This window comes from Mucilaginibacter sp. MD40, from assembly GCF_002288635.1.
Classification (GTDB): Bacteria; Bacteroidota; Bacteroidia; order Sphingobacteriales; family Sphingobacteriaceae; genus Mucilaginibacter.
Genome location: NZ_NRSW01000001.1, coordinates 390,122 through 402,592, shown reverse-complemented (window position 1 = coordinate 402,592; position 12,471 = coordinate 390,122). Strand labels below are relative to the sequence as shown.

The following is a 12,471-nucleotide window of genomic DNA, read 5'->3' as shown; positions in this document are numbered from 1 at the left end:
GGTGGTCAATAAATTAATATTTTAAAACGCTAAGTAATTATAATCATGGCGAAAGTAATAACAGTAACTCACCAAAAAGGTGGGGTTGGCAAAAGTACATTGGCTATAAACCTGGCTTTATGTTTCCAGGATCACCTGAGCGTTGCCTTAGTTGATACTGATTTCCAGGGAAGTCTTTATCATATACGACAAGAATTTCCCGAGTTACAAATTATTGGTGTGAATGAATTTGAAGAAATGAGGCTTTTTCCTCAAGATCTGGTCATCGTAGACACGCCACCATATTTATCTGATCGACTTCCTGTATTATTTGCTAACTCTGACTTTATCCTGGTGCCTACAAAGGCTGGAATTTTCGATGTGATGGCCATCCGGGCAACCATTCAAATGGTCAAAGACGCGCAACTGATCGAACCTCGTATTAAGTTAGGTGTCGTGTTAAACATGGTCAAACACCGCTCATCCATTACTAAAGAAATTACGGATCTTTTAACCGGCATGGATGCTCCGCTGTTAAATTCTAAGATTCATGACCGCGTAAGTATTGCACGCTCCGCGCTTACGGGCGGCATACTCAAAGGGACAGATCAGAAAGCAAAAGAGGAGATCACATCACTTGCTGAAGAACTGGTTAATCTGATAAGCAATTGATGCCTATAAAAATAGGAATCTATAAAGGTAAAAAGTGAGAATTATAAGGTTCTATTTCTATAGGCCAATAGGATCCTAATATTCTAAATGCCTTCGTGTAAGTATTGGTATTCTATAATTCTATTAAATGTTATGGCAGACTACAAAGAAAAATTGGGCGGACTTGCCAGTAAACTTAAAGAAGCCGGACCACCAACTCCTCTGCAAAAAGTCAGTCCTTTAAAAACTGCGAACGTTGGGAGGGAGGTTGAAGTTCAGTTTAACAATTACATTCCGAAATCACTTTTGAAGCAGTTGAAGACATTAGCCCTTGAACTTGATTTATCTCTTAAAGAACTCAACATAAAAGCCCTTAAGGCTTACTTAAAAGGCAGTTGAAAAGTTAACATCAGGGACAAGACTGCCCGTTTTACAGCAGTCAGCAAGATGTACGTTTGTATTACAAACGAATCTTGCCCCGGGCCTCCGAAGTCAGCCGGGGTTAATGCAAAAGCCTCCAAAGTCGGCTTTTTTAAAATAATGCAATGGGAACAGAAGCAGATAATTTAACCCGTGTCCTGCTCACCAGATTTAAGCAGGCCGAGTACGATCAGATTAGCAATAGGTTCAAGCAAACCCGATTCAGAAAGTTGAGTGAATATGTCCGCAGCGTGTTGCTGGGGAAGCCGGTCACTGTGTTTTACCGGGATAAATCCATGGATGAGCTATTAGAAGAAATTGTCAACCTGCGCCAGGAACTGAATGCCATCGGTAACAATTTGAACCAGGCGATGCGCAGTATCAATGCAGCCCATGGTAATGCCGACACCAAACTTTGGATGAACCTATTAAGCATTGTCACCGGAAAATTGGAGCCAGCAATACAGCAGATCAGGGATCAGATGAACAATTATGCAGAGGTATGGTCGCAAAAATTAAAAGCGGTAAAAGCCTGATCGGTGCGCTCAACTATAACGAGCGTAAGGTCAGTCTCGGAACAGCCAGGATAATTGGCGCTGTTCGATTTTCCAAAGATTTGGATCAGCTTAATTTCCATGACAAGCTCTTTAGGCTAACTGATCTGGCGGAAAGGAATGAGCGAACCAAAACCAATACTGTTCACATCTCGCTGAACTTCGGGAATGGAGAAAGTTTAACGGATGAACTACTCCTGGCGGTCACCGCTGACTATATGAAAGGGATCGGGTTTGAAAACCAACCTTACCTGGTTTACAGACATCAGGATGCGGGGCATCCGCACATCCACATCGTGACTACCAATATTAAAGCTGACGGGAACAGGATCAGCCTGCATTACCTTGGGCAAAACGAATCGGAAAAAGCACGTAAGGCCATCGAAAATCAATATGGTTTGATCAAAGCAGAAGAACAGCAAAAACAGCGACCTGATCTAAAAGTAAATGTGGCTTCAGCTATCTATGGAGTGGAAGAAACAAAGCGATCCATTACAAATATCCTGAATTATGTGACCAGGTCTTACAAGTACACGACCGTCGGGGAACTGAACGCGGTGCTACAAGGCTATAACATCCAAGCTGACCGAGGTGCTAAAGGGTCCCGGATGTTTAGCCGAAACGGGCTGATATACTGGATACTTGATGCGGAGGGTCATAAAACAGGCGTACCGATCAAAGCCAGCAGTATCTACGGAAAGCCGACCTTGAAGGCTTTAGAAGAAAAATTCCAGCTTAATGATAGGCTACGTAAACCAAGCAGGGCATCAGTAATTGAACGCTTGAACGAAGTTATTGCCAGGCCACAAACGGAAAATAGTTTTATACTGGCACTTAAAAAAAGAGACATCACACCCGTTTTAAGAAAAAATGAGAATGGTCGACTCTATGGCATCACTTTCATCGATGAGAAAAATAAAGTTGTCTTTAATGGAAGCAACCTCGGTAAAGCTTATAGCGCCAATCAGATTTATGAAAGTCTCCTTCCTGAAGTTAAATTAAAATTAATAGAAAAAAGTAAACATCCTGGCCAAACTGATACGGCCGGCTATAATCGTTCGCCCGACAACCCCGAATTGTATAATGTGCTATTTAAACCGGAGAAGGAGGACCTTGGTGCCTTGAATCAATTTAAAAGAAAGAAACGCAAAAGTTTGAACCTCTAAATCTAGGATTATGCAAACCGGAGAAAACGAACAGGCATTACGAAAGATCATAGACTTTACCCGATTGCTAAGCGTAAGTATGCTGATCATCCATCTGTACTTATGCTGTTATCAAACATTTAAAGATCATGGCGCGACCTGGAAGATCGTTAACGCCGTTTTGGTGCATATTGCCCGTCTACCGATCTTCGGTTCTGTTCTTTTTGCAAAAACTGCGATCTTGCTTCTTTTACTCGTTTCCCTGATCGGCAGTAAAGGGAAAAAGGACACGGAGATCACCCGCAAAGCGGTATTTACTTATGGGGCGATAGGTATGATGATCTACTGCTCATCGGGTGTATTCCTCAAAATAAATGGCCGGGCTGATCTCAGGAACGGCCTTTATATCCTGGCAACAGTGGTCGGTTACCTCATCCTTATCGCTGCCGGTTCTAAATTATTCCGATTGCTGAAGATCGAACTGAACACAGACATCTTCAACCGTTATAATGAGACCTTTCCACAGGAGGAACGAAAGCTTGAAAATCCATATGCCATCAATCTCCCGGCAACATATACACTCAAAGGAGAGGTCAGGAAAAGCTGGATCAATATCATCAATCCCTTCAGGGGGACGCTGGTCATGGGTAGTCCGGGTGCCGGTAAGTCCTACTTTATCATCCGCCATATCATCACCCAGCACATCAGGAAAGGATTCGCCATGTTATTATATGACTTTAAATATGATGACCTCAGCCGGATCGCTTACAATACCTTGCGCAGATACAGCCATTGCTATGAGTCCCCGGCTAAGTTCTACACCATTAATTTTGAAGACCTCTCCCGCACACATCGCTGCAACCCGCTTGATCCTTCGGGTATGCACGACATCACCGATGCGATGGAATCATCGCTGACCTTCATGCTCGGCCTTAACCGCGACTGGATTAAAAAGCAAAGCGACTTCTTTGTACAATCGCCGATCAATTTTGTGACCGCCCTGATCTGGTTTCTCCGGAAATACCAGGACGGAAAATATTGCACCTTACCTCATGTGATCGAACTGGCGCAGGCGGAGTATGATGACTTGTTCGCGTTATTGCAGACAGAACCGGAGGTCGAAGTACTGATCAATCCATTCGTTTCCGCCTGGCGTAATGAGGCGACCGACCAGCTGGAGGGTCAGATCGCTAGTGCCAAGATCAGTATGGCCAGACTGGCTTCGCCCGCTTTGTATTATGTCATGTCCGGCAATGATTTTACATTGGATCTGAACAACCCTGATGCACCCAAAGTGATCTGCGTAGGGAACAATCCGCTCAAGCAGCAGGTCTACGGTGCGGTGTTGAGCCTGTATATCGCACGGGCGATCAAATTGGTCAATCAGAAGAATAAGCTCAAGTGCAATCTCATCTTTGATGAGTTCCCAACTATTTACTTTAACAACATCGACAGCCTGATCGCGACCGCGAGGTCCAACAAGGTCGCAACAACGCTAGCCGTCCAGGATTACAGCCAGCTGAAAAAAGATTACGGCAGGGATCAGGCAGAAGTAATTATGAATATCGTGGGAAACGTGATCTCCGGCCAGGTAACCGGTGATACGGCCAGGCAACTGAGCGAGCGGTTCGGTAAGATCAACCAGGAAAAACAAAGCCTGACCATCAATAGCCAGGATACCTCTGTGAGCCGGTCAACGCAGCTTGATTATGCTGTTCCGGCATCAAAGATCGCGACTCTTTCATCCGGTGAGTTCGTCGGTATGGTAGCCGATGATCCTGACGAGCCTATAGACCTGAAAATATTTCATAACCGGATCATCAACGACCACGAAGCGATTCGTGCGGAGGAAAGGGCGTATGAGGATCTCCCCGTTCTTCGGGAGATCACTCATGAGAAAGTGCTCTCCAATTATTTAAATATCAAACAGGACATCGCCTCGATCATTGACCGGGAAGTAAAAAAATCATGTAGCGATCAAGGGTGAATTGCATAATAATTGATCTCAAAAAAATTGATAAATACTTACAGATGAAGCAAATAAATTGTAAATTTAATATGAAGGCCGCTCACCTCAACCTACTTTTTCGAAATGAATCAATCACTGATTCTCCCCCCGGTCCAACGGATCGCCTTAAGCTGTTCCGGCGGCTACCGTGCTGCGAGTTAACAGCTCGGTGCAATGGCTGGTCTCTCGAAGATGAGTGGTTGGATAATCACGATAGAACATCCTTTTAAGGATTGAAAGAAAATATGTATGCTACCTTTCGTTCTATAACAGAGTTCCTGAGCTTTATTCTTTGATGTCGCGATCTGCGACATCAAAGAATTTTGATCGATATTTATTATTAAACCCGACAGTTTATGACGATGACAAATGAGGCGATTTTACAAATTTCATATCTAAGTTTATTTAATTAGGGCTTACTCCAAAACATAGCTGGATCTCCAGCTGCGTATATGACCTGACTTCTATTAGCTTTTTTGGGCAGGCTGCCGATGGTAGAATATTCACCGGGATATAAATTGATATATTCGACTGGTGATTGATTTTCTTTTCTGCTCTCCAGATCCCATTCGCTTTTAACAGAACACTGTAACCAATAGAGATTCTTGGACATATATGAGTCCAGGTAGTTTTCTTTGGTTTGCTTTTGCTTATTGTTCCAATTAGCATCAGCATTCAATACTAAGGGTCGCTTGCGTATCAGTCGCTCTCGTACCTCTTGAATACTTAAAAGGTTACCTTTATTATCGCTGACATAGGCATTGTTCGTAGGATCCATCCAAAGCCACTTGTTTAAAGTTTTAGACCAAACAACGTTGATAACATGGCAATCAAAATCAGCTGTATCTTTGGGCATACAAGTCACCATTCGAGCAGTAAAACCTTCGGCCTGGTATGCATCCTTTAAAATAGTGGCCAGCATGCGGCAGTTAAGACCCCTGTTTTCTTTCTGGCATACATTGATGAGATCAACAGCATTTCTGGATGCGGGGTTGTTGGAATTTCCGTCATGCCTGATCAGGTTATGCACCCAATACAACAGGTTCTTGATCCGGCTTATCTCATCGCCATTGCCGCTTATTGAGTCGAGGTTGAATTTTTTCCGGAAAGTAACCAATTCTGGCGCCGATGCGGTTTGATAGGTAAACGACGGCAACGCAGGGTAAGCCTTTGGCCGATAATCACCTGCAGTTTTTAAAATGTAGCCATAATCTCCTTTAAGGCGCATTTGCGCTAGCGCAGTCTTAAAGCGCTTATCTTGTCGCAAGGGATCCAGATCGCTATCCTTAAGCGAATGGGCATAGTTAACATAACCAGCTTCAACAGCTTTCTGGAAATTGGTAACCGCCAGTTCCTGTTGGCTTTCCAAGGCCTGGTAACAAGCCAGGTTGTAATAAATGTTGGAAAGATAGCTCTTAAAATGCTTTTGCTCAGCGGCTTCCTGGCGATCGTATTCTCGGAGCCATGTTGTCATTAATTCCAAAACCTGTTTGCGGTCCTTTGCCTGGTCAGCCTTTTGCATCTTGGCGTTCATGGCTTCCGTGTACTTTGTAAATGTTACTGTATTTGCCTTTTGCTGGGCCTGTGCAAAATTTAACGCCCCTAGTAAAAGTATTACTAATGTTACTTTTTTCATTTTCTGAATGTTGTGTTATTGATTATTAAATATACCCGATCTGTTTTCCAATTCACTGGATCCGCAATAGCGCTTTAACCTGTTCCCTCTTCCCCCTGGAAACCGGAACCTCTGTGCCGTTGGTCAAAAGCAAAAAATCGCCGTGATCTTTTTTCCAGCTTTTAATAAACCCGTTATTAACCAGGTGCGATTGATGACACCGGATGAATCCAAAGTCTTTGAGCAACTCTTCATATTCATAGATCGGCTTACTGACCAGCAGGACGTCTCCGTCGGTCAAATAAAACGTTGTATAGTTATTCGACGATTCGCATCTTAGAATATCATTTATCTTCACAAACCGGGTTTCTTTTAACGTGGAGAGAGCGATACGCTGGCCTTCCTTGCCAGACTGATTGCTGATCAGGTTTATCAGGTTTTTAAGTTGTTGATGCCCCTGTTTCAAATCCCGTTGCCTGATGGCGCGGCCTACTGCCAGCTGGAGTTCATTTATATTAACGGGCTTAAGCAGATAATCCACGGCGGCAAATCGCATGGCCTGTAGCGCATACTGGTCATAGGCAGTAACGAAAATTACTTCAAAATTTGGATTGGGTAGGCTGCGCAGCAGATCAAAGCCGGTTTCGCCAGGCATTTGAATATCTAAAAATAGCAGCTCAGGCTGATGATTTATAATCATCGTCCGGGCAAGTTCTGCATTCGTAGCCATGCCACATACCGAAACCTGCGGGCTGTATTGTTGAAGCAATAGCTTCAAGTTCGTTAAGTTATGCTCTTCGTCGTCAACCAATAGCGCGCTAATACTCATAAAAACCAGTTTTTAAGTGTTAAAGTAACCAGCGTACCGGAGGTATCACTTTGAATTTGCAAGGTTATAGTTTGAAAAGGGTTCAACTCGTTTAGTAAAGTGATGCGGTCACGGGTAAGCTTTAGCCCATAACCAGTGCTTATGCTTTCTTTGTCAAATCCGCCACCATTGTCCATAATGATGATAATTAGTGCGTTTTCCTTCCGGCTGAAATTGACACCAATACGGCCATCACGTCTCAAGCCTGCTATGCCGTGCTTAACCGCATTTTCGGCCAGCGGTTGCAGCAATAATGATGGCATATTGATCTCGTAGCTGTTAAAATCCTCGTCAATAACAATCCGGTAATTAAACCCAAACCTCAACTGTTCAAGTTTCAGATAAGTTTCCAGTACCTCTATCTCATTTTGAAGCGGTATTTCATCTTTGTTACCGAATTTTAATGATTCGCGCATCAGTCTGGCGAAATCGGCCAGGTATGTATTTGCTCCCCGAATATCATTTGAATTGATCAGTCCCTGAATAGAGCTTAGGGCATTAAAAACAAAGTGTGGGTTCAACTGCGCATGAATGGCTTTTAACTCCAGTTGCAGTTTTGTTTTATAAGATGATTCCCGGCTTGTCATTTTTCTTTGACGCACAAGCATTATCATAAAAAAGATAACGCCTCCAATGGCAACAATTAGAATACTTATCAAAATCTTAAATCCTGCAGTTTGATACCAGGCTGGTTCAACCTCAAAATTATAGATCGCTACATGCTGCGGCTGGACCGCATACCGGATATTTACCTGGTATGTTCCTGGCCGATTCTCTTTGATCCAGACAAAGCTGTTGTCATAGTCGTTATTCTTCCATGGGATCGTTATTTCCCCATTGCGGATCAATTGGTATTGTACCTGTTTACGGTGATAGATATCCGCTTTCAGGAAAAAAATAAAATTAGTATTGGCTGTGGATCGTTTGATATCCTGCGTGACCATTCCTGTTTTTTTTAACGCCTGATTGGACCAGGGATATTGCAGGCGCTGCAAAAACGCATCGAACGTATCGGACGTGTAAATATTGGTCACAATAGGAACAATAGGGACCCAGGCGACCACCGCAGTACTGGTTATGTGATCATCGCCGATCCTTCGTACGTCTACGACCAGCATATTGCTTAACCTAGCTCTATAGCCCCCAATATAGGCCATTTGCGGTAAACCGTTTATTTTCGTAGATCCGGGATCGGTAAACCGGATTATCGGTTGCCAAGGCTCGACCACCCGGTTGGGATATTCCATGATCCGGAATTGATAGTTGTCCGCATTATGCCTGTCAATGCCGTGCATAAAGAAATGTACGCTCGCGGTGTCAAATGTGGTCCTCGCGATGATGTTGCCGGAGTGTTCGTGAAGAAAGGTGGTGTCCTTCAATAACTGCCTGAAATATCTTACGTTTTCATCGTTTCCCCAAAAGGAATTGTTATCCTTAGATATACAAACGATCATGCCGATCGAAGCGGGCTTATTCACAATGCCGTTAAGTGTGCTTTGCGAATAAGCGGACCAGTCGATCTGTGCATGTGCGGCCCGAAAGGAGGTCAGTGCAAGGACAAAAAATACTATGACTTTGATCATTATGAATTGCTTAATTCAAAAATGAGACTTTTTCACGGATCAATTTTCACTAATGTGAATGTGGTGATGTGCGCCGTGAATCGGTATACGATCAAAAGCAAAGTGGCTTGCATTTAATAAACCTCACTTGCATTCTATTTAAAGATATGGCAATGTTCACTGAGCTAAGCCCAAACGCATAAAAGCGGATCTTGGTCTGGAAATTATTGTTGTTGCTAAATATTGCGAATAAGTTTATTTCGATAAATTCAAGGTGTGCGGGAACGACGAGCGTCCTTTCTTATCTGCGCCTGATTATCCCATTATTAAAAGCGAGCAGGCTTCTGGAAAGTTTATCTTTTGGTCGCCTGTAAGCTTCCAGTGCTTTTTCAAGCACTTTTTGTAGATCGATTTTTCTTGTAGCATTAAATTGCTTCTTTGACCGCGCGCATTATCTAAAAGAGATGTATTGTTTTGGGCATATAAGAAATAAGGTTTACGTCTGACATTCACTTAGGTACATAAGATAGATAACAATTATTGGAGTAAGTTAAATATGGAATGGAGTGCAGTAGTAACAATTTATTTCCTACGCTTGAAGAGTTATCGATTGTGATAAAGGAGGTAGGAATTGCGACCTCAATGGTTTTAAAGTTGTGGATATGGTCTTTTATGACCGATTCTCCTATACCCCTTTTGTACCTGTTTTAGCATTTCCTGTTCCCGTTCCTTTGAAAATGATCTGGAAAAAGACAGGTAAATACGTAAATGATCGTTCAGTGATAAACATCATTGCAGAAAGCTATGACTAAGCTGACTAAACGGAAAATTCATGTGACTGTTTGATTCCTTGCCGCTGTTGTTCGCCCTTTTTCCGCTAACTAATTATCATAATAAATTGATAGTCAATTTATTATGATAATTAGTTGTTTTTGTGCGGTGCAATTTGCAGTGCAGTTTTTATGGCTCAAATAGAAACCTTGTGAGCACATCTGTATTGCCCTTTGTATATGGCCAGCCCCCCTGCGAATGGTGGCGGCCGTACCATTGGTACCTAAGGTTTTGTTCTTTTGTGCAGCCAAAAAAAGGCACCGGTAGGTTGCCTCACCCCCGGTCCCGCTACGGAATATCTAACGTGATTTTATAAATTCCGTGATAGCTTTTATAACCTCGTCCTGGTTAGATAAATAGATATAATGATAGGCATTGGGAATTTTAATTATTTTGGCCGAGGGGTTTCCTGCCTGAAACGCGTTTATCTGCTTTAATATCTCGGCTGTACGTAAGTCGTTCGCAGCCTTAAGTTTAGCGGGATCCGCATGAATTTTGTTACCTGTGTTGCGAGGCACAGCTTCTATAGCCAAAACAGGTACTTTAACACCGTCATACTTCTGCTCTCCATTCAATACTGAATCACCAACAAATGATGGTGTTTTTTGATCTCCTACCTTGCCGTACGTTGTCTGACTAAATGTTTGACGAAGTTCCGCTTCGGGCAATAAGCCGCCAAGCTGCTTTGCCACAAACCTTTGCATTGCTGTAAAACTCGCCAAGTCGGATTCTGTGGGTCCGCCAGATGGTCCGGAACGGGCAGCGATATCGGCTTGAATAACGAGTTTGGTACTATGCAGACTTTGCTGGAGAATACGTAGATCTGCCTCTAATGCATTCATTAGCTTAATGTCGTAAGGACTGTTTTTCGCGGAATCCAGATCGGCCGACAACGTTTTGGCATCCAGCAGGTAATCCCCATGTTGTTTATCGTAATAAGCATAAGGTTTAGCAGCTTCCAGGTAAATGAGTTTATTTATTCTTTGCGGGAACCGGGTTCCTATCGAACTTAACTCTTCACCGGCTATTGAATGCCCGATAATTACCGGCTTATTTATCTTGAGTGAGTCAAGAACCGCAATGACATCATCGCCAAGCCTGTCTGCAGAATACCCAGATTGTGCAATGGTCGATGCTCCAAAACCACGCCGTGTTATGCCGAACACATGAAAGTTTCGGGTAAGTTTAGGCGCAAGACCATCAAACGCATGAGCAGTGTTGCCAAGCCCTGCCAGTAAAACAATCGGCTGGCCGTTTCCTCCCCAGTCGAGGACCTCCAGCTTTACACCTTTCTCAACAGTTACGAACTGCACCTTATGCGGAGAGGGGTCGTTCCAGGCGGCAAACATAGCCGTTTGTGCTGTAGAAGTTTTGGGCAATATCAGCACACTGATGAAAATTGCCAGTATCCGGGTCACTCCTGTAAAACGGATATGTAAAGACTTTGAACGGTTATCTCTTTTTTCCATGAATTTCAAACTAATTATTTATGCCGTTAAATATACACATGGCATTTAGGAAGGAAATAGAATGGAATTAGCATCGTTTGAATGATGGCAGGGAGTAGTCGACTAATGATTAACAGGTATAGCAAACGTACAACTGGTGTAATAATTTCGAGCAATCAGTGCGAACGACAAAAAGTAAGATACTTTGTCTCAGCTTATTAAAACTAGTATGCTTTTTACATTTTTGTGTCCATAAAATGAAAATTTTAAACTCAGGGCTTTTTTCAGGCGAAACCAAGAGCAGCCGGGAGGCTAACGATATTGTACTTACTGAGGTAGAATATCAAATTGAAAATATTGACTGGCACTATCATCAAAATGCTTTTTTTTCCTTTATTCAAAGAGGGATAATCTCCGAGGTGAATAAAAAGGGGAAGTATAACTACGGTGCCGGAACGGTGCTTTTTCAGCAAGCAGGGGAGCCGCATTACAATCCGCAGCTCAAAAACCAATCTGCCGCATTGTATTTAGAGATCAAACCTGCGTGGGCCAGTCGGCTGGACATCAATCTTGAAAGTTTGCCTAAATTCACTGAAATCATCAATCCCAGCATTAAAATTTTATTTCACCGGCTGAACCTGGAAAGCAAAATAAACGATATGACAACTCCGCTGTCGGTCGAGGAATTGCTCGTAAACATTTTCACGGGTGACCCTTGTAAAATTTTTAGCAAACATTCCCTGGCTCCTAAATGGATCGCAGAAACAGAAGAAATCCTTCGATCGGAATTTGCTGAAAAATTGACTTTGGAAATGCTGTCCCGGCAGGTAGATGTTCATCCCGTCCACCTGTGCAAATATTTTAAAAAATTCTTTGGCTGCACCATATCTGAATATATACGAAAATTACGGATAGAAAAATCCTTGGGTATCTTATTGAAAACCAATGCATCGCTTACCGATATAGCCTACGCCTGCGGCTTTTCCGACCAAAGCCATTTTACAAGGAACTTTAAAGAGACCCTTGGAACAACTCCCCTTTATTATAAAAAAATGATGAGGCCGATACTTTAATGGTGCAGAATTTAAATTATACTTACCGATCAAAATACAACCAACAATGACAAAGAAGATTTTACTATACTATATCTTAGTTTGCACAGAACATGTTTTTTTCACAGTCAAAAAATATTAAAAAAGGCGATGAATTTTCTGCCTTTCAAACCGGGGACGCTATTTTCCCTTATGTCCGCAATCAACAGGCAAATGTTCACAATCTTATGATCATACGGAATGATAAGATCGTTTTATCCCTATTTTTATCCTTATACTAAAAGTATACAACATGATATCGCATCTTGTACCAAATCAATCACCTCTTTATTGATAGG

At 42.7% G+C, this 12,471-nt stretch carries 10 protein-coding genes; 6 read left to right on the top strand and 4 right to left on the bottom strand.

The window, feature by feature from the left end; all coding sequences use genetic code 11:
* The first annotated feature begins 45 nt into the window (after nucleotides 1-45).
* The 5 genes from CKK33_RS01820 (at nucleotide 46) to mobC (ending at nucleotide 4,736) form a co-directional block, all read left to right on the top strand.
* Nucleotides 46-651 (top strand): ParA family protein, encoded by a 606-nt coding sequence (locus CKK33_RS01820; RefSeq protein ID WP_095702465.1) that lies wholly within the window; start codon nucleotides 46-48, stop codon nucleotides 649-651.
* A gap of 132 nt (nucleotides 652-783) precedes the next feature.
* A complete protein-coding gene (locus CKK33_RS01815; RefSeq protein ID WP_095702464.1) occupies nucleotides 784-1,029 on the top strand; it encodes a hypothetical protein in 246 nt (81 codons plus the stop codon).
* Nucleotides 1,030-1,175: 146 nt separating this feature from the next.
* A complete protein-coding gene (locus CKK33_RS01810) occupies nucleotides 1,176-1,586 on the top strand; it encodes a hypothetical protein (RefSeq protein ID WP_095702463.1) in 411 nt (136 codons plus the stop codon).
* A complete protein-coding gene (locus CKK33_RS01805; RefSeq protein ID WP_095702462.1) occupies nucleotides 1,553-2,770 on the top strand; it encodes a relaxase/mobilization nuclease domain-containing protein in 1,218 nt (405 codons plus the stop codon). Before CKK33_RS01810 ends, CKK33_RS01805 begins: the two co-directional genes overlap by 34 nt.
* A gap of 10 nt (nucleotides 2,771-2,780) precedes the next feature.
* Nucleotides 2,781-4,736, top strand: a complete 1,956-nt coding sequence (mobC, locus tag CKK33_RS01800) for a conjugal transfer protein MobC (RefSeq protein WP_095702461.1) — start codon at nucleotides 2,781-2,783, stop codon at nucleotides 4,734-4,736.
* Between the two features lie 430 nt (nucleotides 4,737-5,166).
* Here mobC and CKK33_RS01795 read toward each other — a convergent pair whose 3' ends face one another.
* The 4 genes from CKK33_RS01795 to CKK33_RS01780 form a co-directional block, all read right to left on the bottom strand.
* Entirely contained in the window at nucleotides 5,167-6,393 is a 1,227-nt protein-coding gene (locus CKK33_RS01795) for a transglutaminase domain-containing protein (RefSeq protein ID WP_095702460.1), read from the bottom strand.
* Between the two features lie 52 nt (nucleotides 6,394-6,445).
* The gene (locus CKK33_RS01790) at nucleotides 6,446-7,201 is read right to left on the bottom strand and encodes a LytTR family DNA-binding domain-containing protein (protein WP_095702459.1); all 756 of its coding nucleotides are present in this window, start codon (nucleotides 7,199-7,201) and stop codon (nucleotides 6,446-6,448) included.
* Nucleotides 7,198-8,823 (bottom strand): sensor histidine kinase, encoded by a 1,626-nt coding sequence (locus tag CKK33_RS01785; protein WP_095702458.1) that lies wholly within the window; start codon nucleotides 8,821-8,823, stop codon nucleotides 7,198-7,200. Before CKK33_RS01785 ends, CKK33_RS01790 begins: the two co-directional genes overlap by 4 nt.
* Before the next feature lie 1,109 nt (nucleotides 8,824-9,932).
* Nucleotides 9,933-11,051, bottom strand: coding sequence for an alpha/beta fold hydrolase (locus CKK33_RS01780; protein WP_158223374.1), 1,119 nt, complete (start codon nucleotides 11,049-11,051; stop codon nucleotides 9,933-9,935).
* 287 nt (nucleotides 11,052-11,338) lie between these two features.
* Here CKK33_RS01780 and CKK33_RS01775 point away from each other — a divergent pair, with 287 nt between their 5' ends.
* The gene (locus CKK33_RS01775; RefSeq protein ID WP_095702456.1) at nucleotides 11,339-12,154 is read left to right on the top strand and encodes a helix-turn-helix transcriptional regulator; all 816 of its coding nucleotides are present in this window, start codon (nucleotides 11,339-11,341) and stop codon (nucleotides 12,152-12,154) included.
* The last annotated feature ends 317 nt before the right edge of the window (nucleotides 12,155-12,471 follow it).